Consider the following 24,394-nt stretch of genomic DNA (forward strand, 5'->3'; position numbering starts at 1 on the left):
GCGGCCAATCGAGACGTTAGATCAAGGAGCTTCAAAATCTACGTCGGTGAACCTCGCAGGCCTGAAAGGCGGGGGGTAGTGCCCTTCATGCCGGCCAGTGAGACAAGAATAAGCGCTTGATCCCTCGGGAAAAATAGCCGCCTATGACATTCACCTTTACGTTTCGGGCAATAGTCCCCACTTCGCTCAACCCGCAGGCGCATACCCCATTCGCCAACTGGTATCCCGCGCAGCCGCCAACAATCTCTGCGCCGCAGGGCCATGTTCGTCAGCATGGAATATCGACGTCGGCCCCACCACAGTCATCACCGCAGCGATCTGCCCCATGGCATTGAACACCGGTGCCGACAGCGCATCCACACCTGGCATCAGCAGGCCATGCACATGGTGCAGGCCACGCACGCGAATGCCTTCCAGCAAGGCTGCGTAGTCGCAGGCTTGGTGCTGCAGCGCAGTCAGCTCCCGGTCGCGCAAGTCGATGGTTTCGCGTTCTGGCAGATAGGCGGCGAACACCAGCCCGGTGGACGAGCTGAGCAGCGGCAGCACAGAGCCTATCTGGGTCACCACCGTGATCGCGCGCACCGCCGGTTCAATGCTGACCACCGTCGCGCCCTGGTTGCCCCATACGGCAATAAAGCAGCTTTCGTTGAGCTCATCGCGCAACTGCGACAGCGGCAGCGCCGCGATCTTCAGCACATCGATGCTGGCCAACGCCGCCAACCCCACGCGCAACGCTTCACGCCCCAGGCCATAGTGGTTGGTGGCCGCATCCTGTTCGGCGAAACCGCTGGCGATGAGCGCCTGCAGGTAGCGATGCACCTTGCTCGCCGGCATCTGCACATGCTCTGCCAGGCGTGACAGCGACGTGGAGGGGGCGAGTTCGGCGAGTGCCTTGAGAATATCGGTGCCGACTTCCGCCGAGCGGACCTTCTGCTTGCCGTTATCAGTGGGTGAGCTGGCTTTGGCCATGGGCATGGGCTTCCGGATTCGTCGAGTGGCGCCTTTATAGCTTGACGCCTTGTCCGTAGCAAATTACGTTATTCGTAATCTGATTACGATAAAAACAATGCAGACGTGCTGCCACCCCAGTGCCTGACCCCGGAAACCGCCGGGCCAGGTCAGCAGCCAGCTGCCAGCAACGGCTCTGCCAGAGCCCGGAGGCATCGATGAACCGCGACACGTCCCCCGACCTTCACTACCTGAGCGGCTTCGGCAACGAGTTTGCCAGCGAAGCACTGCCTGGCGCCTTGCCGGTCGGCCAGAACTCGCCGCAAAAAGCCCCCTATGGGTTGTATGCCGAACTGCTTTCGGGCACGGCCTTCACCATGAGCCGCAGTGAGTTGCGTCGCACCTGGCTGTATCGCATCCGCCCGTCTGCATTGCACCCCCGTTTCGAACGCCTGGCGCGCCAGCCACTGGCTGGGCCGCTGGGTGCGGTCACGCCCAACCGCCTGCGCTGGAACCCGCAACCGATCCCGGCCGAACCCACCGACTTCATCGAAGGCTGGGTGCCGATGGTGGCCAATGCGCCAGCGGACAAGCCGGCGGGTGTGAGCATTTACATCTACAGCGCCAACCGCTCCATGGAGCGCGTGTTCTTCAATGCCGACGGCGAACTGCTGCTGGTGCCGGAACAGGGCCGCCTGCGGATCGCCACCGAGCTTGGGATCATGGACGTCGAGCCTTTGGAAATCGCGGTGATCCCGCGGGGTATGAAGTTTCGCATCGAACTGCTCGATGGCCAGGCTCGTGGCTACCTTGCCGAAAACCATGGCGCGCCGCTGCGTATACCGGACCTCGGGCCGATCGGCAGCAATGGCCTGGCCAACCCGCGTGACTTCCTCACCCCGGTGGCGCACTACGAAGAGGCCGAAGGCCCCGTGCAACTGGTGCAGAAGTTTCTTGGCGAACACTGGGCCTGCGAGCTGCAGCATTCGCCGCTGGACGTGGTCGCCTGGCACGGCAGCAACGTGCCCTACAAATACGACCTGCGCCGCTTCAACACCATTGGCACGGTCAGCTTCGACCACCCCGACCCGTCCATCTTCACGGTGCTGACCTCGCCCACCAGCGTGCATGGCCTTGCCAACATGGACTTCGTGATCTTCCCGCCGCGCTGGATGGTGGCCGAGAACACCTTCCGTCCACCCTGGTTCCACCGCAACCTGATGAACGAGTTCATGGGCCTGATCCAGGGTGCCTACGATGCCAAGGCCGAGGGCTTCCTGCCTGGCGGCGCCTCGCTGCACGGGGTCATGAGCGCCCACGGCCCGGACGCCGATACCTGCGACAAGGCCATCGCCGCCGACCTTGCGCCGCACAAGATCGACAACACCATGGCCTTCATGTTCGAGACCAGCCAAGTGCTGCGTCCGAGCCGCCATGCACTCGAATGCCCGCAATTGCAGGCCGACTACGATAGTTGCTGGGCCACCTTGCCGAGCACCTTCAACCCGAACCGGAGATAACCCATGAACCAGACCGCCATTACCCGTAGCTGGGTCGAGCATGCCAACGGGCACAGCGATTTCCCGCTGCAGAACCTGCCGTTGGGCATCTTCAGTCGGCCGGGTGAAGCGCTGCGCTGCGGCGTGGCCATCGGCGATGCCATTCTTGACCTCGAGGCAGTACTTGCCGCGGGGCTGTTCGAAGGTGAAGCCAAGGCGGCGGCAGAAGCCACCCGCGGCGGTGCGCTGAACGCCTTCTTTGCCCTCGGCCGTGGCGCCCGTGTGGCCCTGCGCGAGCGCTTGCTGGTACTGCTCGGCGAACACAGCGAACACCAGTCGGCGCTCAACGCCGCGCTGTACCCGGCCGCTGATTGCCAACTGCATGTACCGGCCCGCATCGGCGACTACACCGATTTCTATGTCGGCATCGAACACGCCAAAAACGTGGGCAAGCTGTTCCGCCCGGACAACCCGCTGCTGCCCAACTACAAGCACGTGCCAATCGGTTATCACGGCCGTGCGTCGACCATCCGTCCGTCCGGTACCGATGTGCGCCGCCCCAAAGGCCAGACCTTGCCGGCCGGGCACAGCGAGCCGAGCTTCGGCCCCTGCGCACGCCTGGACTACGAGCTGGAGCTGGGTATCTGGATCGGCCAGGGCAACGGCATGGGCCAGTCGATCCCGGTGGGTGATGCCGCCGAGCATGTGGCCGGCTTCTGCCTGCTCAACGACTGGTCGGCGCGTGATATCCAGGCCTGGGAATACCAGCCACTGGGGCCGTTCCTGTCCAAGAGTTTCATTACCAGCGTTTCGCCCTGGGTGGTGACCGCCGAAGCCCTCGAGCCGTTCCGCACGGCACAACCGGCGCGCCCGCAAGGCGATCCGCAGCCGTTGTCCTACCTGATGGACGCGCGTGACCAGGCTAATGGCGCATTTGATATCGAGCTTGAAGTGCTGCTGCTCACCGAGCGCATGCGCGAGCAAGGCCTTGCCGCTCACCGCCTGACCCTGAGCAACACCCGCAGCATGTACTGGACCGTGGCGCAGATGGTGGCCCACCACAGCGTCAACGGTTGCCAGCTGCAACCGGGCGACCTGTTCGGGTCGGGCACGCTGTCGGGCGCAACGCCGGGCTCCTTTGGCAGCCTGCTGGAGATCACCGAGGGCGGCAAGCTGCCGGTGGAACTGGCCAGCGGCGAGGTGCGCAAGTTCCTCGAAGACGGCGACGAGATCATCCTGCGCGCCCGGTGCACGCGTGATGGCGTGGCCAGCATTGGCTTCGGCGAATGCCGCGGCACTGTCATCGCGGCCAACTGAGGGGGCAGGGGTATGGAGCTGTACACCTACTACCGTTCCACCTCGTCCTATCGGGTACGCATCGCGCTGGCGCTCAAGGGGCTGGATTACCAGTCACTGCCGGTCAACCTGCTCAAGGGCGAGCAGCGCGATGCGGGCTATGTCGCGGTGAACCCGCAGGGCCGAGTGCCGGCCCTGCGCACCGACAGCGGTGCGCTGTTGGTGCAGTCACCGGCGATCATCGAATACCTGGAAGAGGTTTATCCACAGCCTGCGCTTCTACCGGACACGGCCGAAGCGCGGGCCAAGGTGCGCGGCGTGGCGGCGATCATCGGTTGCGACATTCACCCGCTGCACAACGTCAGCGTGCTCAACCTGCTGCGCCAGGCCGGCCAGGACGAGGCTCAGGTCAACCAGTGGATCGCGCACTGGATCAGCCAAGGGCTGTCGGCGGTCGAGCAACTGATCGGCGAGCACGGCTTCTGCTTTGGCGATGAGCCGGGGTTGGCGGATGTCTACCTCCTGCCGCAGCTGTACGCTGCCGAGCGCTTCAACATTGACCTCAGCGGCTACCCGCGGCTGCGTCGCGTTGCGGCACTGGCTGCCCAGCACCCGGCGTTCGCCAAGGCGCACCCCTCGCAGCAGTCCGATACCCCGGTTCAGTGAATGGAATGGGTCGGCGCCGGGAGTTTGCCGATACGTTCGGACAGCTTCAGGCGTTGCACCGGGTCGTCCGTCAGTAGCAGGGCATGCTCCAGGTCGAAGCGCTCGGCCTGCGGGCAATCCAGGGACTGGTACAGCGAAGCGCGGGTGGTGTAGTCGCTGACTTGCACCGGGCCTAGTTGCATGACCCGCTCGGCATCGATCAGCGCGGCCAGGTGGTTGTCGTTGCTGATGTGCAACTGGCGCAGGTTGCGTGACAGGCGTTGCAGCATCTGCCGTGGGCTGGCCGTGCGCATGTGCTCTGCGTTCAGCGGCACGTGCGGGCCGAACTGGCGGGCAAGCAGGTCACGGCAATCGCTTGGGTACAGGCGCCTGCCACCGCAGGGGTCAAGCAGGTGGTCGGCGCCGGGCACGCGCAGCAGGAAGTGGCCGGGGAAGCCCACGCCTTCCAGCGGGATGGACAGGCGCCCCGCCAGCTCCAGCGCCAGAATGGCCAGGGTCAACGGTTGGCCACGGCGGCGTTGCAAGACGTTGTTCAGCAACGCCGCTTGGGGCCGCAATGGGTGATATTCGTCTTGCTGAAAACCCAATGCATTGAGTTGGCGCAGCAGCGGCTGGGCCAGTTCGCACAGGGGCAGCATCGGCAGGTTGGCGTTGATCTCGCGGTGCAGGTCGTGCAGCAGGGCGAGGCTGTGCGCGGGCTCGACAGCAGCGTCGTGCTCGGCGGCAATCCACAATGCGGCTTCCAGCAGGGCGACAGGCTCGCGTTCCAGGCAGGCCAGGCAGGCTTGACGTGGCTTCATGGGGGGATCTCCACACACGTTTAACTATTAGCCGTGGCGCGCTGTTTCGTCCAGTGGTCTGACCAAGGCTCTACCCTCGCGGGCGTGCCTATACTGCTAGGAGCACCTCGTTGGGGAGCCCGCCGATGTTCGCACTCATGCAAAGTACCCGTACCCAATCGTTGCACTTGTTCATCGACCCGCCTACGGGGCTCAAGGCCGTGGTGGTTATCCACAGCGAGCAACTGGGCCCCGCCATGGGCGGGTGTCGCTACCTGCCTTACGCCGATGACGAGAGCGCCATGACCGACGCGATCCGCCTGGCCCAGGGCATGAGCTACAAGGCCGCGCTGGCGGGGTTGCCGCTGGGGGGGGGCAAGGCGGTGATCATGCGCAACCCCCATGTCGAAAACCGCGCAGCGCTGTTCGAGGCGTTCGGCCGTTTCGTCGACACCCTGCAGGGGCGTTTCATTACCGCCGTAGACAGCGGTACCTCAACCGTGGACATGGACTGCATCGCCCAGAGTACACCGCATGTGACCAGCACCACAGCCTCGGGTGACCCTTCACCGCATGCCGCCATGGGGGTGTTCGCGGGTATTCGCGCCACGTCCTATGCCCGCCTGGGCAGCTACAACCTGGAAGGCTTGCGCGTTGCGGTGCAAGGCTTGGGCAACGTTGGCTATGCCTTGGCCGAGCAGTTGCACGCGGCGGGTGCGGAGCTGCTGGTGAGTGACCTGGACCCTGGGCGTGTGCGACTGGCGGTCGAGCAGTTCAATGCGCACCCGGTGACCAACGATGCCTTGATCAGCACCCCCTGCGATATCTTCGCCCCTTGTGGCGTGGGGCCGGTGCTCAACGGGCAGAGCGTGATGCAACTGCGTTGCGCGGCGGTGGCGGGGGCGGCGAACAATCAGCTGACTACCCTGCAGGTGGCCGACCAGTTGGAGTCGCGCGGCATCTTGTATGCGCCTGACTATGTCATCAATGCCGGTGGGCTGATATATGTGGCATTGACCCATCGGGGTGAGGACCTGAGCACCATCACAGCGCACCTGGCGCGTATTCCCACGCGGCTGACCGAAGTGTTTGGCCATGCCCAGGCGGAGAAACGTTCGCCGGCGCGGGTGGCACAGATGCTGGCGGAGCGGTTGCTCTACGGTTGAGTGCGGCGTTGTTGCCTGTGGGAGCGGTTAAACCTGCTCCCCCAAATGCCGCGCGATACTATTCGGCTGCTTGGCCATCGAGCAGCTCGGCCAAAGCGTCTGGCTGGCTCTTGAACGCCCGGGCGAACACATCGCGGTTCTTGGCCATGTAGATACCGGCTTCTTCGACCTGCTGCTCAGTCAGCGATGGCACTGCCTTGTGCAGCACTTCGGCCAGGCGCTCGGCCAGTTCGAGCATCTTGTCGTGACGATCTGCTTCGGCCTTATCCATGAACAAGCGCTCCGGGTCGCGGCTGCTGCGGTACACCACTTCGACGGCCATTCATCACCTCTATGCCTTTTTGCTGGTTGGGTTGCGTTTTACTGTATCTATATACAGTAATGGCATCGGGCATCGTTGCGCAACCAGAATCTTGCGCAAAAGCGTAGCCCACAGGTGCCTTGCGGCAATCGGTCGCCTTCCAAAGCGGGGGGCTTGGCCCTTTAACTGCAAGGCACAAGCGTCACAGAGGTGGCGCATCATCCTTCATGGCGTATCGGGGAATGGGACAATCGTGAACATCAAATGGGCTGAAAAGCTGCGCAAGGGCCTGCACGGCTCGGCCGACTCACTGGGCAACCTGTGCGTCGAGGCATTCCATTATCTGGCGCTGTTCGGCATTGGTGCCATCACTGCCTACGCGGCGGTGGTGACGTTTCTGGACATGCTCGGCAAGGGCGGGGTCAGTGTCGATGACATCCTGCTGCTGTTCATCTACCTGGAGCTGGGGGCGATGGTGGGGATCTACTTCAAGACCAACCACATGCCCATCCGCTTCCTGCTGTACGTGGCGATCACTGCGCTAACGCGCCTGCTGATCGGCGATGTCTCGCATCACAAGGCGCCGGATGAGGGCCTGCTGTACCTGTGCGGTGGCATCCTGCTGCTGGCGTTCTCGATCCTGGTGGTGCGCTACGCCTCGTACCGCTATCCCTCGACCAAGGTGCTGGATGCCAACGGCAAGGAAGTGGAGGAGGGCAAGTAAAACCCCTGGCCAAACCCTAGTTGGCCACGAAGTGACGCGGCGCGTGTTGCGTATCACGGGTCAGCGCGGCAAGCACCTGCATGGGGTTCTGGCCGAGTTCTATGGCCAGGCCCAGGCGGATGCTGTCGATGACCCGCTGCAGGCGCACCGGGTCGTTGCGCTGGGCCTGGCTGATCAGGCGCTTGGCGACCACGCCGGCGTCGTCGGACAGGGTCAGCATGATGCTGCCATCGAGGTTGGCGATGCTCAGGTTGACCCGGTACTCGGGGGCGAAGGCGGCGCTGATGAGTTCGAATGGGTTGTTCATGGTCATGCTTCTGCAGCAAATGGATTGCACAGGTTGACCGGACAAAAACCTCGTTGGTTCAGCGCCGTTGATCGGCAGAAACGAAAACGCCCGGCTCTAGGCCGGGCGTTTTGTTGTAACCATCAGGCGTCTGGGTCACTCAGTTCCAGCACACCGCGCTTGCTGCGCAGCTTGCCGTAGAAGTGTTCCAGCGCATGGTTGAGCTTGGTGGCGGCACCATCGACCGCCTGGTCCAGCGAGGTGGCGGTGTGGGTCACGGAAATCGGCTGGTGGCCTTTCGGGCGAGCCTCCATTTGGCAACGTTTGTCATGCGGTCCGGGCTTGGCGCCGTTCTCGTCGCGCAGGTGGACCTCGATGCGGGTGAGGTCGTCCTCGTAACGTTCGAGTGAGCTTTCCAGCGTACTGCGGACCCACTCGTCGAGCCGGGCGTTACCTTCGATATGGTTGCTGCTGTTGACCTGGATTTGCATGATTCAATCCTTATTCAGCTTGCTCGCATGGAGGCGTGCCTAGGCCCTTGAGACCCTTGGAATTTCTGCGCCTCTTGACTCTAAGGTCAGGCAACCGAGGCATGATTTCAAGCCCTTTTTGAAAATAAATTTCTTGTTGCAAATGCACGTTGAGGGCCGCGCAACCTCCTGCGCAACAGGCAATGCTTTGCTTATGAGAATTGAAATCATTACTATTGCGGCCCCGAAAATGCCCGGACCTCCGCCATGAAGAGCAAAGCCGCCGGCCTCCCACTCAGCTACCGCCTGGCCGTGGCTTCACGTTGCCTGGCCGCGTTGTTGGGCGGTTATCTGCTGGCGTCCATGGCCAGTGTCTGCATCGCGTTGCTGGCGCCCCTGTCACGGGTAGACGCGACGCTCATCGGCTTGCTGCTGTCGTTCGTCTTCTACCTGCTGGCCTTCATCTGGTGCTTTGCTTGCCGCAGCGCCTGGCGTGCCTGGCTGGGCGTGCTGTTGCCCAGCCTGCTGATGGCCATGGCCAGCGGGATTGCCTACTGGATGAAAACCCCATGAAAGAAGGCTTCCGCCAGGCCATGGCCTGGCTGCACACCTGGACCGGCCTGATCTTCGGCTGGCTGCTGTTTGCCATCTTCCTCACCGGCACGCTGTCCTACTTCAAGGAAGAGATCAACCACTGGTCCCAGCCCGAAGTGCGCCGCCATGCGCTCGACCCGGTCAACAGCCTAGGCCTGGCCCAGCGCTACCTGGAGGCCAATGCCGCGCACGCCGGCAGTTGGATGATCCGTTTGCCTAATGCCCGCGAGGCTGCGCTGAGCGTGAGCTGGCGTGACCCCGAGGCCGGGCGGCGCGGCTTTGTCAGCAAAAGCCTCGACGCGCAGACCGGCCAGCCGGTCGAGGCCCGCGACAGCCGCGGCGGCGAGTTCTTCTACCGTTTCCACTTCCAGCTCGAGATGCCGTATCCGTTTGGCCGTTGGCTGTCGACCTTCTGTGCCTTCATCATGCTGGTAGGCCTGGTCACCGGGATCATCACCCACAAGAAGATCTTCAAGGAGTTCTTCACCTTCCGCCCTGGCAAGGGCCAGCGCTCGTGGCTGGACGGGCACAACGCAATCGGTGTGCTGGTGCTGCCGTTCCACCTGATGATCAGCTACAGCAGCCTGGTGCTGTTCATGTACATGGTGATGCCTGCCGGCATTCTGGCCAGCTACAGCGGCAACACCGGCGATTACTTCAACGAGCTGTTCGGCCGTGACGATCCACCCAAGGCGGCCAACGTCGCGACGCCGCTGGTGCCGTTGCCGACGCTGTACGCCAAGGTTCAGGAACAACTGCCAGGTGCGCGTATCGGCTACATCCAGCTGCACAACCCCGGCGACAGCAATGCCCAGGTCACCTTCACCCAGGCCTCCGCCGACAACATCGCCTACAAGCGCAGCGCCAAGTGGACCTTCGACGGCACCAACGGCGCGCTGCTGAGCCAAGGTGCGCCGGAGAGCGGCGCGATGGCGACGGCCTTCAGCTTCGCCGGCCTGCACATGGGCAATTTCGCGAGTCCCTGGCTGCGCTGGCTGTACTTCGTGTTCGGTGTGGCCGGCACGGCGGTGATCGGCACAGGCCTGGTGATGTGGCTGGGCAAGCGTCAGCTCAAGCATGCCAAGAGCGAGCACATGCCAAGCGAGTTGCGCCTGGTCGAGGTGCTCAACATTGCCAGCATGAGCGGCCTGCTGCTGGCGGTGGCGGGGTTCTTCTGGGCCAACCGGCTGGTTCCTGTGGCGTTGGAAGGCCGCGCCGACTGGGAGGTCAACGCCTTCTTCCTGGCCTGGCTGCTGTCGCTGGTGCATGCCGTGTTGCGTCCTGGGCGTCGCGCCTGGGGTGAGCAACTGGCGCTGGGCGCGCTGGCGTTCGCCTTGCTACCACTGGTCAATGGCCTGACCACCGGCCAGGGCCTGGATCATTCGCTGCAGGTTGGCGACTGGGCCATGGCCGGGTTCGATCTCACGGCATTGGCCGTCGGCCTGTTCCTGGCCTGGGCGGCCAGCAAGATGCTGCGCGCCCCCAAACCTGTGGCCAAGCGCGCCTCGCGCGCGGCAAAAAAACCGACTGCTGACGTGGTCGAGGTAGGCTGATGCTAGGTATTGCGCTGATCGGCTTCGCAGGCTTCGCTGCCCTGTGCCTGGCCATGGAAAAACACTTCAGCGACCTGCTTGGGTGCAAGCCGCGCCCGCAACAGGTGCGCTTGCTGCGCGTCGCTGGCTGGCTGCTGCTGATGCTGTCGCTGGTACTCAGCGTGCACCTGCGGGGCTGGGGCCATGGCCTGGTGGAGTGGATCGCGGTGTTGATGGCGGGGGTGACCCTCTGGGTGTTCGTCCTGCCGTACCAGCCACGTCTGTTGCTGGGCCTGGCCGCCGCCAGCCTGGTGCTGGGCCCGCTGCTGGCTGTGCTGGCGGGGTGACCGCTTGAGCCAGCCGCAAGACATGCGCGAACCTGACGCCGACAGCGCCAGCGGGCGTGCGCGTTTCGTTCAGGTGTTCCTGGCGCAGCGGGCGCGCATGGAAGCGTTGGTCAACCGCCGCGTCGGCTGCCGGGCCACGGCATCGGACCTGGTGCAGGAGTTGTTCCTGCGTTTCTGGCGCCGCCCCGAGGTCAAGGTCGAGGCACTGGACACCTACCTGCTGCGCTGTGCCGGCAACCTCGCCATCGACCACTTGCGCAGTGAAAGCAGCCGCGAGCGCGTGGCAGAAGCCACCCACGCCGTGGATGAGCAAGCCAGCGCCGCGGAGCCTGAGCAAGCCTTGGAGGTCGATCACGACCTGCAACGCATCGAAGCCGCATTGCGTGCCTTGCCCGCGCGTACGCGTCAGATCTTTCTGCTCAACCGCATCCACGGCTGCACGTACAGCGAGATTGCCACGGCCATGCAACTGTCCCAGAGCGCTGTGGAAAAGCATATGATGCGCGCCCTCGAAGCGTGCAAGGCGAGTATCGCCGAGCCCGCGTCCACCATGCGCAGGCCAGGGAGCGCCCGTCGATGAGCCGTCCGAATTCGATCACTGCCGCGCAGTCACAAGCCGCCCTGCAGTGGCTGATCCGCATCAACGAGCAGCCTGAGCAAGCCCAGGGCGCAGCGTTCAAACGTTGGTTACTGGCCGACCCGGGGCATCGCGAAGCCTATGCCCAGGCCAAGGCGCTGTGGCAGATGAGCGCGGTGCCGGCGGCGCGGTTGGCCGATGAAGAGCGCGAAGGCCTGCAGCAGTACCTGGATGCCATCGCCCGGCCACCTGCCCAAGGCCGTTGGCGGCAACGTGTCTCCGCCTTGGCGGCGGCAGCCTGCCTGGTGCTGGCGGTCGGCGTTGTGGGCGGTTGGCACCCCGGCTTCTGGTTGCAGGACCTGCAGGCCGACTACAGCAGCACAGGGCACGTCCGCCAGCTGACCCTGGCCGACAAATCGCAAGTGACACTGAACGCGGGCAGCGCCATTTCGGTCGACTTTGCGCACGGCGAGCGGCGAGTACGGCTGCTGCGCGGGGCGGCGTTCTTTCAGGTCACCCACACGGGTGAGCCGTTTCTGGTAGCCGCCGCGGGCGGCGAGGTGCGGGTGCTGGGCACCCAGTTCGAGGTGCGTGAGCACGGTGATGGCGCGCAAGTCACGGTGCGCAGTGGGCGTGTGGCGGTGACGCCGGTGCAAGGCGAGGTTGCCCGAGAACTGACGGCCAATCAGCAACTGGCCTACGTTGGCGGCCGGGCGGGCAGCACCCAGAGCGTGGACAGCGAGAGCCGCCTGGCTTGGCGCCAGGGCTGGCTGAATTACTATCAGGTGCCGCTGGCGCAGGTGGTCGAAGACCTTGGGCGCTATTACCCGGGGCGCATCCTGTTGCTTGATGGAGCGTTGGGGCAGCGCAAGGTCAGTGGCAGTTTCCCGGTGCAGGAGCCTTTGGCGGCGCTCGACTCGCTCGGCAAGGTGATGGGCTTTTCGCGGCAGACCGTATTGGGGCGTTTGACCCTTATCCGCTAGGCACCGGTCGCGCAAAAATTTTTCAGATAACGGATGAGGTAACAGGGCGTGGCATCCGTGTAATGAGTGGAAGTGCGATTCATTCGCAGTCAATACCCACTTACAGGTCAGCGTCCATGAAGTTCACCCCGCGTTGCGTCCCCCTCTGGCTCGGTCTTGCAGTGTTCCCGGTCATCGCCATCGCACCGCTGGCCAGGGCCGCCGAGCAGATGCAGGCGTACACCTTCGCCCAACCGAGCCAGCCCTTGGCCCCGGCGCTCAATGCTTTCAGCCGTGCCACCGGCCAGAGCGTGGTCTACACCCTCGAGCTTCCAGGCGTGCAAGCACCCGCCCTCAACGGTACGTTCAGCGCCGAGCAGGCGCTGCAGCAATTGCTGGGCACCTCCGGCCTGGCCTGGCGCCGCGTCGATGCGCGCACCCTGACCCTTGAAGCCGTGGGCACCGATGGGGCACTGAACCTGCAGGCCACCACTGTGACCTCGCAAATGGACGCTTACAGCTACCAGCCCCCGGCCAGTGCCTCGATCATGCGTGGCCAAGGCCCGAACCAGGACATCCCCCAGGCGATCAACGTAGTCCCGGCCCAGGTCATCCGTGACCAGGCCCCACGTAACCTCGATGACGCCTTGACCCATGTCAGCGGCATTACCCAGGGCAATAACTTCGGCGGCACCTCCGACACCGTGATGAAGCGCGGCTTCGGTGACAACCGCGACGGTTCGATCATGCGTGACGGCATGCCCATCGTGCAGGGCCGCAGCCTCAACGCCAATACCGAGCGGGTCGAGGTGCTCAAGGGGCCGGCCTCGTTGCTGTATGGCATCCAGGACCCGGGCGGGGTCATCAACGTGGTCAGCAAGCGCCCGCAACTGCAGCAGTACAACGCCCTGACCGTGCGCGGCTCGACCTATGGCAGCGGCAAGAACGGCAGCGGCGGCGGCTTCGACAGCACCGGGGCACTGGGCGACAGCCCGTTCGCCTACCGGCTGATCGTCGATCATGAGGATGAAGATTACTGGCGCAACTTCGGCGTGCACCGTGAATCGCTGGTGGCGCCGTCGCTGGCCTGGCTGGGCGAGGACACCCAGGTGGTGCTGGCCTACGAGCACCGCGAGTTTCGCTACCCGTTCGACCGCGGCACGGCATTTGGCAGCAACGGCCACCCGTTGGACATACCGGCCACGCGTCGCCTGGACGAGCCGTTCAACGACATGCAAGGGCGCTCCGACCTGTACCGCCTGGAGGTCGACCATCAACTGGCCGATGACTGGAAGCTGCACTTCGGCTACAGCTTCAACCGCGAAACCTACGATGCCAGCCAGGTCCGTGTGACCGGTGTAAACGAGGCCAAGGGCACGCTGACGCGCAGCATCGATGGCACCCACAACGCCATGAGCCGCGACCAGTTCGCCACCGTCAGCCTGGCGGGCAACGTCGAGCTGGGCGGCCTGCAGCATGACCTGCTGCTCGGTATCGATCACGAAGACCGCAAGGTGTTTCGTGGCGACCTGATTCGCCAGACCGCGCAGTCCAGCTTCAGCTATGTGAACCCGGTGTATGGCCAGGAAGTGGAGGGCAGCAGCGTGCGCGCCAGCGACAGCGACCAGACCGACAAACTGCGCACCGATGCCCTGTTCATGCAGGACGCGGTGCACCTGGACGACCACTGGATTGTGGTGGCCGGCGCGCGCTTCCAGCAGTTCGACCAGTACGCCGGGCGCGGCCGCCCGTTCAAGGCCAATACCGACACCAGCGGCCAGGCCTGGGTGCCGCATGCCGGCATCGTCTACAAGGTCGATGACCAGCTGTCGTTCTATGGCAGTTACAGCGAGTCGTTCAAGCCCAACTCCAGCATTGCGCCGCTGACCGGCGGCGTGGTGCTGGACGCCTCGGTGGCGCCGGAGGAGGGCAAGTCGTGGGAGCTGGGCGCCAAGCTCGACATGCCGGGCAGCCTGACCGGTACCCTGGCGCTGTTCGACATCACCAAGCGCAACGTGCTGGTGGCCAATTTCGACAGCGGCACCGGCGAGACGGTCTACAGCAATGCCGGTGAGGTCAATTCACGCGGTGTCGAGCTGGACCTGACCGGGCAGCTCAGCGAACGCTGGAGCCTGATCGGCAGCTATGCCTTTACCGATGCCAAGGTGACCAAAGACCCTGACCTTGAGGGCAACCGCCTGCAGAACGTGGCCAGGCACAGCGGCTCGTTGTCGGCGGTGTATGACTTTGGCAGCCTGTTCGGCGCTGACCGCCTGCGCTTGGGTGCCGGGGCCCGTTATGTTGGCGAGCGTGCGGGGAATGCGACCAACACCTTCGACCTGCCGAGCTATACCGTGGCCGATGCCTTTGCCACGTATGAGACCAAGCTCGACGAACACAACGTGCGCCTGCAACTGAATGTGAAGAACCTGTTCGACAAGGTGTACTACAGCTCGGCGGTGAACCAGTACTTCGTGGCGGTGGGGGATGCGCGGCAGGTGAGCCTTTCCAGCACCTTGGAATTCTGAAGGGCTGCGCAGCGGCCCCATCAAAGGGTGAAGGCTGCACGATAGGCGCCGGGTGTCGCCCCGAGTGCCTGACGAAACCGGTTGCTGAAATGGCTGGCACTGGCAAACCCGCACAGCAACGCAACCTCGCCCAGTGGCAACTGGCCCAGGCGCAGCAACTGGCAAGCCCGATGCAGCCGCCGAGCCAGCAGGTACTGGTGCGGCGGCAAGCCGAAACTGCTGCGGAACATCCGCGCAAAGTGGTACTCGGACAAATTGCAGCGCACCGCCAGCTCGCCGAGGGTGATGGGCTGGTCCAGGTGCGCCTCGATGTATTCGACCAACTGTCGACGCAGGCTCGGCGCCAGCCCACCTTTCAACCGCAAGCCCTCACGTAGCCCAACCTGGCTGAGCACTGCGTGGTCGACGATCTCGTGCGCCAGGCTGCTGGCCAGCAAGCGCTCGCCGGGTTCATCCCAGGCCAGGCTGATCAATTGGTGAAAGCGCAGCGCCTGCTGCGGGTCGTCGAGAAACGTCGCCTCCTGCAACTGCAGCTCGCGCGGTTCGCGGTCCAGCAGGCGCACACAGCCGAGGGCGAACTGCGCCTCGCTGATGTACAGGTGGGCCAGGCGGATCTCGCCATTGACCACCCAGTTCGACTCGTGGCCGGCCGGCATGACGCACAGCTTGTTCGGCGCGCCCTTGTCGGCCGGGCGCTGGCGGCGAAACGTGCCGGTGCCATCGGCGATGTAGCACGACAGCGTGTGATGGCTTGGCGCCTGGTAGTCGCGGGCATCGTCGCGGTTTCGCCACAGTGCCGCAGCCAGGCCGTCGCCCAGGTGCGCGCTCAGCTCCAGGCGGGCATGGGGCGAGGCGTGCATGGCGTTGAACACTTGCAACTGGGACAGTGGGGTCATGGGCGATTCCTCTGAGCGCCATCGTACTGCGAGTTCGCCGTGCAGGCAGCTAGCTGCAATACAAAAGCGCAAGTTTGTGCAAGCGCGAAGGGGCCAGCAGGGCGAACACTGAGGGCCTCGGCGAGGGCTGCGCCCTCGATTCGCGGGGCAAGCCCGCTCCCACGGATGCGCCGCAGGTTTCGAGGCTGGGCGGTACCAGTGGGAGCGGGCTTGCCCCGCGAAGCGCCGGGCACCGATCTCGAAAGGCCCAAGGAACCACCGCCATGAACCTGTCCCTGTACCTGCTCACCGTCCTGATCTGGGGCACCACCTGGATCGCCCTGAAACTGCAACTGGGCGTGGTCGCCATCCCGGTATCGATCGTCTATCGCTTCGCCTTGGCCGGGCTGATCCTGTTCGCCATTTTGCTGCTTACCCGCCGCCTGCAACCGATGAATCGCCGCGGTCACCTCATCTGCCTGGCGCAGGGCTTGTGCCTGTTCTGCGTCAACTTCATGTGCTTTCTCACCGCCAGCCAGTGGATCGCCAGCGGCCTGATCGCCGTGGTGTTCTCCACCGCGACCTTGTGGAACGCACTCAATGCGCGGGTGTTCTTCGGCCAGAAGATCGCCGCCAATGTGCTGGGCGGCGGCGCTTTGGGGCTGCTGGGCCTGGGCCTGCTGTTCTGGCCCGAACTCGGCCACCATGCGGCCAGTCGTGAAACCTTGTACGGCCTCGGCCTGGCGCTGCTCGGCACGCTGTGCTTCTCGGCTGGCAACATGCTGTCGAGCATGCAGCAGAAGGCCGGGCTCAAACCCATGACCACCAATGCCTGGGGCATGGTCTATGGCGCGGCGATGCTGACCGTGTATTGCCTGTTCAACGGCATCCCTTTCGCCATGGAATGGAACACCCGCTACATCGGCTCGTTGATGTACCTGGTGATCCCGGGTTCGGTGATCGGCTTCACCGCCTACCTGACCCTGGTCGGGCGCATGGGGCCGGAGCGGGCAGCCTATTGCACGGTGCTGTTCCCGTTGGTGGCGTTGAACGTGTCGGCGTTTGCCGAAGGGTACCAATGGACGGCCCCAGCGTTGCTGGGGCTCGTCGCGGTCATGGCGGGTAACGTGCTGGTGTTTCGCAAGCCTTCGCTCAAGCCGGCTGCCGTGTTGGCACGCTAGGTGGAAACCTCAGCCCTTCCACACCTGCGGGTTAACCAGGTCGCGCGGCCGCTCGCCCAGCAGCGCCGCACGCAGGTTGTCCATTGCCCGGTTGGCCATGGCCTCACGGGTTTCGGCGGTGGCCGATCCGATGTGCGGCAGGGTCAGGGCATTGGGCAGCTTGAACAGCGGCGACTCGCTCAGCGGCTCTTTTTCGTACACATCCAGGCCGGCGCCGCGAATAGTGCCGTTCTGTAGTGCCTCGACCAGCGCCGCTTCATCGACCACCGGGCCGCGGGCAATGTTGATCAGGAAGGCACTTGGCTTCATCAGCTTCAGCTCACGGGCCCCGATCAGCTTGCGGGTTGCCTCGGACAACGGCACCACGATGCAGACGAAATCGGCTTCGGCCAGCAGTTGTTCCAGGCTGCGCAACTGCGCACCCAGCTCTTGCTCCAGCGCGGTCTTGCGGCTGTTGCCGGCATAGATCACCGGCATGTTGAAACCGAACCGCCCGCGACGGGCAATGGCGGCGCCGATGTTGCCCATGCCGACGATACCCAGGGTTTTGCCATGCACATCGCTGCCGAAGTGGGCCGGGCCGACGGTGGCCTGCCACTGGCCGGCCTTGGTCCAGGCATCGAGCTCGGCCGTGCGCCGGGCGCAGCCCATGATCAGCGAGAAGCCGAGGTCCGCGGTGCTTTCGGTCAGCACGTCGGGGGTGTTGGTCAGGGCGATGCCGCGTTCGTTGAAGTAGTCGACGTCATAGTTGTCGTAGCCGACCGAGACGCTGGACACCACCTCAAGCTTGGCCGCGCCCTCAAGCTGCGCACGGCCAAGCTTGCGGCCGACGCCGATCAGCCCGTGGGCCTCGGGCAGGGCTTCGTTGAACTGGGCGCTGATGTCGCCGAGCTTGGGGTTCGGCAGGATTACGTTGAAGTCTTGCTGCAGGCGCTCGGCCATGGCCGGGGTGATACGGCTGAAGGCCAGGACGGTCTTTTTCATCGGGCAACTTCCACAAGAAAAGCTACAAGCTACAAGCTTCAAGCCACAAGAAAAAGCCACGCTTGCGACGATCTGCTTTTTCTTGCGGCTTGAAGCTTATGGCTTGCAGCTGCTTTCAGTTGGCGATCAGCACCTGATGGGTTTTCAGGTCTGCCTCATGGGCTGCAAGAATTTCCGGCAGCGAGTTGCGCAGGTACTCGACCCAGGTCTTGATCTTGGCATCCAGGTACTGGCGCGACGGGTAGATGGCGTACAGGTTCAGCTCCTGCAACCGGTACTCGGGCAGCACCCGTACCAGGCTGCCATCACGCAGGCCCTCGATGGCCGAATAGATCGGCAGCACGCCCACCCCCATGCCGCTGCGGATTGCGGTTTTCATGGCGTCGGCCGTGTTCACCTGGAACGGCGAGGTGCTGATGTTGACCATTTCCTGGCCTTCAGGGCCGTCGAACAGCCACTTTTCCAGCGGAATCACTGGGCTGACCATGCGCAGGCAGGCGTGCTTGAGCAGGTCGGCAGGCTTATGCGCGATGCCGTTGCGCGCGATGTAGGCGGGCGAGGCGCAGACGATGCTGTAGGTGATGCCCAGGCGCTGCGACACGAAGCCCGAGTCCGGCAGCTCGGTGGCCAGCACAATGGATACGTCGTAGCCTTCGTCGAGCAGGTCCGGCACGCGGTTGGCCATGGTCAGGTCGAAGGTCACGTCCGGGTGCGATTCGCGATAGCGGGCGATGGCATCGACCACGAAGTGCTGGCCGACCCCCGTCATCGAGTGAACCTTCAACTGCCCGGCCGGGCGGGCATGGGCGTCGCTGGCCTCGGCTTCGGCTTCTTCAACGTAGGTAAGAATCTGTTCGCAGCGCATCAGGTAGCGCTTGCCAGCCTCGGTCAACGCGATGCGGCGGGTGGTGCGGTTGAGCAGCCGTGTTTGCAGATGGGCTTCCAGATTGGAGACCGCCCGCGACACGTTCGCGGTGGTCGTATCCAGCTGCGCCGCCGCAGCCGTGAAGCTGCCAAGTTGGGCTACGCAACTGAAAGCACGCATATTTTGCAGGGTGTCCATGGGTCGCTCTCAAGGTAGAGGACAAAATTGTGTCACGAAGTAACGACGAAGTTATTAAAAGTTACCTTCGACCAAAGGCTGATTATCGCGCGTTTGGTAACAAAGATTCGCAGGAATATGCGCTTATCGCCAGTCCTGCGGCCCCCTAGAATTGCTCGGCCCCTCCACCTCTTCCTCGGGAAATCGCAGCTGTGCCGCGTCGCATCATCAGAACGCTTCAAGTGTTCAGTGCCTGTGCCCTTAGCCTCACCTTGAGCGGCTGTATCGGAACCTGGGGCATCGCCCCGCAAAGCAAGACGTTGCACGCCAACACCCTGACGACCGACGCGGCGATACGCGAAGCCGCCACTGACGCGCACTGGCCCGACCAGCAGTGGTGGCAGGCCTACCGCGACCCGCAGCTGAACCGCTGGGTTGCACTGGCCGTCGAAGGCAGCCCCAACCTGGCCATGGCCATGGCGCGGGTGCGCGAGGCCAAGGCCATGGCCGGTGTGGTCGAGTCGGCGGAAAAACTGCAGGCCAACGGCCAGGCGTCACTCAAGCGCCACAATTGGCCTGAGGACCAGTTCTACGGCCCTGGCGCGCTGTCGGGCGCCAATACCTGGGACAACAACGCCGCCCTCGGTTTCAGCTATGCCCTCGACCTCTGGGGCCGCGAACGCAATGCCAGTGAACAGGCCGTCGACCAGGCGCACATGAGCGTGGCCGAGGCCCGCCAGGCGCAGCTCGAACTGCAGAGCAACGTGGTGCGTGCCTACATTCAACTGAGCTTGCATTTTGCCCAGCGCGATATCGTCAAGGCCGAGCTCGAGCAGCAAGAGCAGATTCTGGCCCTGGCCAAGCGCCGGCTGGACGCGGGCATCGGTACCCATTTCGAAGTCAGCCAGGCGCAAGCGCCGCTGCCGGAAACCCATCGCCAGCTCGACAGCCTCAACGAAGACATCGCCCTGACCCGCAACCAGCTGGCCGCCTTGGCCGGCAAGGGGCCGGGCGACGGCGCGCAGATCGAGCGCCCGAGCCTGACCCTCGGCGACCCGCTGAAGCTGCCCTCGGCACTGCCCGCCGAACTGGTGGGCCAGCGCCCGGACGTGGTGGCCAGCCGTTGGCAGGTGGCCGCGCAAGCCCGCGGCATCGACGTGGCGCATGCCGGCTTCTTCCCCAATGTCGACCTGGTCGGCAGCCTGGGCTTCATGGCCACCGGCGGCGGCCCGCTGGAGTTTCTCACCGGGCGCAAGTTCAACTACAACGTCGGCCCGGCCATCAGCCTGCCGATCTTCGACGGTGGCCGCCTGCGCTCGCAGCTGGGCGTCGCTTCGGCGGGCTATGACATGGCCGTGGCGCGTTACAACCAGACCGTGATCGGAGCGCTGAAAAACATTTCCGACCAGCTGATCCGCCGTGAGTCGATGAAAGAACAGTCGCACTTCGCCGCCGAATCGGTCGCCGCCGCGCAGAAGACCTACGACATCGCCATGGTCGCCTTCCAGCGTGGCCTGACCGACTACCTGAATGTGCTCAACGCGCAAACCTTACTGTTCCGTCAGCAGCAGGTGCAGCAGCAGGTGCAGGCCGCCCGCCTGGTCGCCCATGCCGAGCTGGTCACAGCCCTGGGTGGCGGCCTGCAAGCGGGCCAGGACGTGCCGCAGCCAGGGCGCGAGGCTGCGCCGAAAACCCCGGCCACCCTGGCCGTTTTCGACAAGCAGCCGGATAACGCCGAATGAGCACTTCCAGTCTGCCCGTGCGCTGGCTGCAGAGCCTGGAGTGGCGCCGGGGCTTCTTTGCCTGGGCGCGCACCGATGGTGTGACCTGGGTCTACATCTTCAAGGTGCTGGCTGCCGCCTTCATCACCCTGTGGCTGGCCATGCGCCTGGAACTGCCGCAGCCGCGCACGGCGATGATCACCGTGTTCATCGTCATGCAGCCGCAAAGCGGGCACGTGTTCGCCAAGAGCTTCTACCGGGTGCTCGGCACCCTGGCAGGTTCGGCGATGATGGTTGCGCTGATCGCCATCTTCCCGCAGAACACCGAGCTGTTCCTGCCCAGCCTGGCCCTGTGGGTCGGCCTGTGCTCGGCGGGCGCCATGCGCTACCGCACCTTCCGTGCCTATGGTTTCGTGCTGGCCGGCTACACCGCAGCGATGATCGGCTTGCCGGTGCTGCAACACCCCGACCAGGCCTTCATGGCTGCTGTGTGGCGGGTGCTGGAGATCGCCCTGGGAATTCTCGTTTCAACCTTTGTCAGCGCCGCGATTTTGCCGCAGTCGGCCAGCGCGGCCATGCGCAACGCCCTGTACCAGCGCTTCGGCGTGTTTGCCGGGGTGGTGGTCGAAGCCTTGCGTGGCGACAGCCAGCGTGACCGTTTCGAAACCAGCAACGTGCGCTTCGTTGCCGAGGCCGTGGGCCTGGAGAGCCTGCGTAACGTCACCGCATTCGAAGACCCGCACATGCGTAGGCGCTCTGGCCGGCTGGTGCGCATGAACAGCGAATTCATGGCCATCACCACGCGCTTCAACGCCCTGCACCGGTTGCTCGAACGCCTGCGCGCACGTGGCCCATTGCAGATCGTCAGCGCCATCGAGCCCGGCCTGAACACCTTGGTCGCGTTGCTTGAACCCTACGTGGGCCGCGCCTTGACCGACTCGGACGCGCTGCGCCTGACGTTGGAGCTGGCCGCCTATAAAGAGGGCCTGCAAGCCCAGGTGCGTGGGCTGCGCACCGAGTACCAGCAGACCGACCCCAGCGAGTCCGACCTGCTCGACTTCCATACCGCCTTCGAGCTGCTCTACCGCTTCGTCGACGAGATGTACAGCTATGCCGAGACCCATGCCTCGCTGGCCGCGCACACGCATCAGCGCGAGCAGTGGGACGAGCCCTATGTGGCGCAGACCAGCTGGCTGGTGTCACTGGCGGCCGGTGTGCGCGCTTCGGCGGTGCTGTTGCTGCTGGGCAGCTACTGGTTGCTCAGCGACTGGCCCAGCGGCGGCATGATGACGCTGATCGCCACGGTCACCGTGGGCCTGTCGGCGGCTTCGCCGAACCCCAAGCGCATGTCGTTCCAGATGGCCTGCGGCACGGCGATCGGGGCCTTTGTCGGCTTCTTCGAGACGTTCTTCGTATTCCCCTGGATCGACGGCTTCCCGCTGCTGTGCATGGTCCTGGCGCCGGTCTTCGTGCTTGGGGCGTTCCTCTCGTCGCGGCCTGCCTATGCCGGTTATGGCATCGGTTTGCTGGTGTTTTTCGCCATCGGTTCGGTGCCGAACAACCTGACCGTCTACGACCCCTACACCTTCATCAACGATTACATCGGCATGGTCATCGGCATGTTCGTCTGCGCCGCAGCCGGGGCGATCATCCTGCCGCCCAACAGCCGCTGGCTGTGGAGTCGGCTGGAGCAGGAGCTGCGCGAGCAGGTGCTGTTCGCCATCAGCGGCCGCTTGCGAGGCCTGGGCTCGGCCTTCGAGAGCCGCACCCGCGACCTGCTGCACCAGGCCTATGGCCTGGCGGCCGGCAAACCGCAGGTGCAGAGCGAGCTGATGGGCTGGATGTTCACCGTGCTGGAGGTCGGCCACGCCATCATCGAACTGCGCAAGGAGCAGGCCCGCGCGCCGATCCATCCGGCGTATGCCGAATCCCAGCCGTGGCGTCAGGCCATTCGCGTCATGGGCCGGGCGCTGGCGCGCTTGTTCCTGCAGCCCAGCGCCAGCAACCACGAGCGCGCCCTGGTGGCGGTGGACCATGCCATCAGCCGCGTGCAGGCCACCGATGAGCCGTTCGCCCGGCACTTCGACACCTCGGTGCTGCGCCGCGCGCAAAGCTACCTGCATTTCATCCGTTCTTCCCTGCTGGACCCTCAGTCGCCGCTGGCACCGGCGAAAGGATTGCACAATGCCCCGTGAAATCATGCCCCGTGAGATCGCCTTCCATGGCGTGTACATGCCCACCATGACCCTGATGTTCCTGTTCGCCCTGGGCCTGGCCTGGGGCCTGGACCGCTTCATCGCCAGCCATGACGGCTACCGCTTCTTCTGGCACCCGGCGCTGCTGCGCCTGAGCCTGTTCGTTTGCCTTTTCGGCGCCCTGGCGCTGTCTGTCTACTGGTGAGAAACCTTCGATGAAAAAGTTCTTCAGCCTGATCGCCACCCTGCTGGTGCTGGTGGCTGCCGTGGCGATCGGCCGCCAGTTGTGGCTGCACTACATGACCACGCCATGGACCCGCGACGGCCGTGTGCGTGCCGACATCATCAACGTCGCCGCCGACGTGCCGGGCTATGTGGTGGGTGTGCCGGTCAAGGACAACCAGCGGGTGAAGAAGGGCGACCTGCTGATCCAGATCGACCCTGAGCACTATCAGCTGGCCGTCGACCAGGCCAAGGCCCTGGTCGCCTCGCGCAAGGCCACCTGGGAGATGCGCAAGGTCAACGCCAAGCGCCGGGCCGACATGGACAACCTGGTGATCTCCAAGGAAAACCGCGACGACGCCAGCAACATCGCCAACTCGGCCCAGGCGGATTATCAACAGGCCCTGGCCGAGCTGGCGGCGGCCGAGCTGAACCTCAAGCGCACGCATATCGTGGCCACGGTGGATGGCTACGTGACCAACCTGAACATTCACAAGGGCGACTATGCGCGCACCGGTGAGGCGGTGATGGCGGTGGTCGATGAGCACTCATTCTGGGTCTACGGCTTTTTCGAAGAGACCAAGCTGCCGCATGTAAAGGTAGGTGATCGGGCCGAGTTGCAGATGATGAGCGGCGAGCGCATCACCGGGCATGTGGAGAGCATCGCGCGCGGTATTTATGATCGCGACAACCCGCAGAGCCGCGAGCTGATTGCTGACGTGAACCCCACCTTCAACTGGGTGCGGCTGGCGCAGCGGGTGCCTGTGCGGATTCACATTGATGAAGTGCCAGAAGGGTTTTTGCTGGCGGCGGGGACGACCTGTACGGTGGTGGTGAAGCCGGGGGAGGAGTGAGGTGTTTGCCCCAGTGTTCGCCGCAACCCTTCTGGCGCCCATGAGATCGAGCGCCGCCCGCGCGGCGCTCGATCTCATGGGCGCTGCAAAACTCAAGGCGAACCCTCGCAGGCTCACCCCCAATCTCTACCCCGCAACCCCCACCAATACCGGCACCTCGACCCGGTCAATCACCTTCGCGCTGATCGACGGATCCAGCAACCGCCCCAATCGCGACAAATGCCGGTGCCCCATGATGATCAACTCGCACCCCAGCTCCTGCGCCTGGCCAACGATAACCTCCACCGGCTGCCCGGCCACCATGGCCCCTTGGCTGGCAAAACCCGCCTTTTGCAACACACGCACGGCATCCGCCACGGCGCTTTCGCCCAAGTGCTGCTCCTCGCAGGCAGCCGGGTATTCCTCCAGTTCCTCGGCGGTATAGGGCGCAGGTTGGTCGTGCACGGTAAAGGTGGTGTCGATGGCCAACAGCACGTGCAGTTCATGTTCGTCAGGGCGGCAGTAGCGGCGGGCGAGGGTGAGCAGGGCGGCAGCAGCAGGGGAGGCATCGATGGCAATCAAGACGGTGCTGGGCATGGGGATCCTTGGCTGAGGCTGAGTGATGTGCTTGCAGGTCCGGCCCTTTCGCGGGGCAAGCCCGCTCCC

Annotated in this window: 25 protein-coding genes; 16 read left to right on the forward strand and 9 right to left on the reverse strand. The window is 64.3% G+C overall.

Annotation, left to right across the window (positions count from 1 at the left end):
- Positions 1-186: 186 nt before the first annotated feature.
- Positions 187-969 (reverse strand): IclR family transcriptional regulator, encoded by a 783-nt coding sequence (locus CKW22_RS12185; protein ID WP_095064177.1) that lies wholly within the window; start codon positions 967-969, stop codon positions 187-189.
- A 197-nt stretch (positions 970-1,166) separates the two neighbouring features.
- Here CKW22_RS12185 and hmgA point away from each other — a divergent pair, with 197 nt between their 5' ends.
- From hmgA to maiA, 3 genes are read left to right on the forward strand one after another with little or no spacing between them, the layout of a single operon-like run.
- Positions 1,167-2,468: a homogentisate 1,2-dioxygenase gene (gene hmgA, locus CKW22_RS12190; RefSeq protein ID WP_033702911.1), complete on the forward strand. Its 1,302-nt coding sequence runs from the start codon at positions 1,167-1,169 to the stop codon at positions 2,466-2,468.
- A 3-nt stretch (positions 2,469-2,471) separates the two neighbouring features.
- Positions 2,472-3,764, forward strand: a complete 1,293-nt coding sequence (fahA, locus tag CKW22_RS12195; RefSeq protein ID WP_095064178.1) for a fumarylacetoacetase — start codon at positions 2,472-2,474, stop codon at positions 3,762-3,764.
- A 12-nt stretch (positions 3,765-3,776) separates the two neighbouring features.
- Positions 3,777-4,409 carry a maleylacetoacetate isomerase gene (gene maiA / locus CKW22_RS12200; protein WP_095064179.1) on the forward strand — a complete coding sequence of 211 codons (633 nt, stop codon included), beginning with the start codon at positions 3,777-3,779 and terminating at the stop codon, positions 4,407-4,409.
- On the opposite strand, the gene CKW22_RS12205 is transcribed toward maiA, so the two are convergent.
- Positions 4,403-5,209: a SirB1 family protein gene (locus CKW22_RS12205; protein WP_033702908.1), complete on the reverse strand. Its 807-nt coding sequence runs from the start codon at positions 5,207-5,209 to the stop codon at positions 4,403-4,405. The two genes, maiA and CKW22_RS12205, sit on opposite strands and share 7 nt — an antisense overlap.
- A gap of 125 nt (positions 5,210-5,334) precedes the next feature.
- Between CKW22_RS12205 and CKW22_RS12210 the strand changes: the two genes are divergently transcribed.
- Positions 5,335-6,354 carry a Glu/Leu/Phe/Val dehydrogenase dimerization domain-containing protein gene (locus CKW22_RS12210; protein ID WP_033702907.1) on the forward strand — a complete coding sequence of 340 codons (1,020 nt, stop codon included), beginning with the start codon at positions 5,335-5,337 and terminating at the stop codon, positions 6,352-6,354.
- Between the two features lie 58 nt (positions 6,355-6,412).
- Here the strand turns inward: CKW22_RS12210 and CKW22_RS12215 are convergent, their stop codons facing one another.
- Positions 6,413-6,676 (reverse strand): YebG family protein, encoded by a 264-nt coding sequence (locus tag CKW22_RS12215; RefSeq protein ID WP_033702906.1) that lies wholly within the window; start codon positions 6,674-6,676, stop codon positions 6,413-6,415.
- Positions 6,677-6,908: 232 nt separating this feature from the next.
- Here CKW22_RS12215 and CKW22_RS12220 point away from each other — a divergent pair, with 232 nt between their 5' ends.
- The gene (locus tag CKW22_RS12220; RefSeq protein ID WP_012274137.1) at positions 6,909-7,379 is read left to right on the forward strand and encodes a phosphate-starvation-inducible protein PsiE; all 471 of its coding nucleotides are present in this window, start codon (positions 6,909-6,911) and stop codon (positions 7,377-7,379) included.
- A 16-nt stretch (positions 7,380-7,395) separates the two neighbouring features.
- Here CKW22_RS12220 and CKW22_RS12225 read toward each other — a convergent pair whose 3' ends face one another.
- Together CKW22_RS12225 and CKW22_RS12230 are read right to left on the reverse strand one after the other, a co-directional pair.
- Positions 7,396-7,686 (reverse strand): DUF3509 domain-containing protein, encoded by a 291-nt coding sequence (locus CKW22_RS12225; protein WP_095064180.1) that lies wholly within the window; start codon positions 7,684-7,686, stop codon positions 7,396-7,398.
- A 122-nt stretch (positions 7,687-7,808) separates the two neighbouring features.
- Positions 7,809-8,156 (reverse strand): HPF/RaiA family ribosome-associated protein, encoded by a 348-nt coding sequence (locus tag CKW22_RS12230; protein WP_027595269.1) that lies wholly within the window; start codon positions 8,154-8,156, stop codon positions 7,809-7,811.
- A 246-nt stretch (positions 8,157-8,402) separates the two neighbouring features.
- Here CKW22_RS12230 and CKW22_RS12235 point away from each other — a divergent pair, with 246 nt between their 5' ends.
- The 6 genes from CKW22_RS12235 (at position 8,403) to CKW22_RS12260 (ending at position 14,675) form a co-directional block, all read left to right on the forward strand.
- Entirely contained in the window at positions 8,403-8,708 is a 306-nt protein-coding gene (locus CKW22_RS12235; RefSeq protein ID WP_033702904.1) for a DUF3649 domain-containing protein, read from the forward strand.
- Positions 8,705-10,282: a PepSY domain-containing protein gene (locus tag CKW22_RS12240; RefSeq protein WP_095064181.1), complete on the forward strand. Its 1,578-nt coding sequence runs from the start codon at positions 8,705-8,707 to the stop codon at positions 10,280-10,282. The genes CKW22_RS12235 and CKW22_RS12240 overlap by 4 nt, the downstream gene beginning before the upstream one ends.
- Positions 10,282-10,608, forward strand: coding sequence for a DUF3325 domain-containing protein (locus CKW22_RS12245; protein WP_033702902.1), 327 nt, complete (start codon positions 10,282-10,284; stop codon positions 10,606-10,608). Before CKW22_RS12240 ends, CKW22_RS12245 begins: the two co-directional genes overlap by 1 nt.
- Before the next feature lie 22 nt (positions 10,609-10,630).
- Positions 10,631-11,188 carry an RNA polymerase sigma factor gene (locus CKW22_RS12250; protein WP_371856414.1) on the forward strand — a complete coding sequence of 186 codons (558 nt, stop codon included), beginning with the start codon at positions 10,631-10,633 and terminating at the stop codon, positions 11,186-11,188.
- Entirely contained in the window at positions 11,185-12,168 is a 984-nt protein-coding gene (locus tag CKW22_RS12255) for a FecR family protein (RefSeq protein WP_095064182.1), read from the forward strand. Before CKW22_RS12250 ends, CKW22_RS12255 begins: the two co-directional genes overlap by 4 nt.
- Before the next feature lie 116 nt (positions 12,169-12,284).
- On the forward strand, positions 12,285-14,675 hold the full coding sequence (locus CKW22_RS12260; protein WP_033702899.1) for a TonB-dependent receptor: 2,391 nt from the start codon (positions 12,285-12,287) through the stop codon (positions 14,673-14,675).
- Between the two features lie 20 nt (positions 14,676-14,695).
- Here CKW22_RS12260 and CKW22_RS12265 read toward each other — a convergent pair whose 3' ends face one another.
- Complete coding sequence (locus CKW22_RS12265; protein WP_095064183.1) at positions 14,696-15,571, reverse strand: helix-turn-helix domain-containing protein; 876 nt, start codon at positions 15,569-15,571, stop codon at positions 14,696-14,698.
- A gap of 263 nt (positions 15,572-15,834) precedes the next feature.
- Between CKW22_RS12265 and CKW22_RS12270 the strand changes: the two genes are divergently transcribed.
- Complete coding sequence (locus CKW22_RS12270; protein ID WP_095064184.1) at positions 15,835-16,731, forward strand: DMT family transporter; 897 nt, start codon at positions 15,835-15,837, stop codon at positions 16,729-16,731.
- A gap of 9 nt (positions 16,732-16,740) precedes the next feature.
- Here CKW22_RS12270 and CKW22_RS12275 read toward each other — a convergent pair whose 3' ends face one another.
- Positions 16,741-17,715 (reverse strand): D-glycerate dehydrogenase, encoded by a 975-nt coding sequence (locus CKW22_RS12275; protein ID WP_033702896.1) that lies wholly within the window; start codon positions 17,713-17,715, stop codon positions 16,741-16,743.
- A gap of 115 nt (positions 17,716-17,830) precedes the next feature.
- The gene (locus tag CKW22_RS12280) at positions 17,831-18,778 is read right to left on the reverse strand and encodes a LysR family transcriptional regulator (RefSeq protein WP_033702895.1); all 948 of its coding nucleotides are present in this window, start codon (positions 18,776-18,778) and stop codon (positions 17,831-17,833) included.
- Positions 18,779-18,969: 191 nt separating this feature from the next.
- On the opposite strand from CKW22_RS12280, the gene CKW22_RS12285 reads away from it, so the two are divergent.
- Genes CKW22_RS12285 through CKW22_RS12300 form a run of 4 tightly spaced genes read left to right on the forward strand, consistent with a single transcriptional unit; the run spans position 18,970 to position 23,749 of the window.
- Positions 18,970-20,499 carry an efflux transporter outer membrane subunit gene (locus CKW22_RS12285; RefSeq protein ID WP_095064185.1) on the forward strand — a complete coding sequence of 510 codons (1,530 nt, stop codon included), beginning with the start codon at positions 18,970-18,972 and terminating at the stop codon, positions 20,497-20,499.
- The gene (locus CKW22_RS12290; RefSeq protein WP_033702893.1) at positions 20,496-22,673 is read left to right on the forward strand and encodes an FUSC family protein; all 2,178 of its coding nucleotides are present in this window, start codon (positions 20,496-20,498) and stop codon (positions 22,671-22,673) included. Before CKW22_RS12285 ends, CKW22_RS12290 begins: the two co-directional genes overlap by 4 nt.
- Positions 22,674-22,677: 4 nt before the next feature.
- Positions 22,678-22,878: a DUF1656 domain-containing protein gene (locus CKW22_RS12295; RefSeq protein WP_027595286.1), complete on the forward strand. Its 201-nt coding sequence runs from the start codon at positions 22,678-22,680 to the stop codon at positions 22,876-22,878.
- Between the two features lie 10 nt (positions 22,879-22,888).
- Positions 22,889-23,749 (forward strand): HlyD family secretion protein, encoded by an 861-nt coding sequence (locus CKW22_RS12300; RefSeq protein WP_033702892.1) that lies wholly within the window; start codon positions 22,889-22,891, stop codon positions 23,747-23,749.
- Between the two features lie 126 nt (positions 23,750-23,875).
- On the opposite strand, the gene CKW22_RS12305 is transcribed toward CKW22_RS12300, so the two are convergent.
- Positions 23,876-24,325 (reverse strand): universal stress protein, encoded by a 450-nt coding sequence (locus CKW22_RS12305; RefSeq protein WP_033702891.1) that lies wholly within the window; start codon positions 24,323-24,325, stop codon positions 23,876-23,878.
- Positions 24,326-24,394: the final 69 nt, after the last annotated feature.

The organism is Pseudomonas sp. Irchel s3f19 (assembly GCF_900187555.1).
In the GTDB taxonomy this organism is placed as follows: domain Bacteria; phylum Pseudomonadota; class Gammaproteobacteria; order Pseudomonadales; family Pseudomonadaceae; genus Aquipseudomonas; species Aquipseudomonas capeferrum.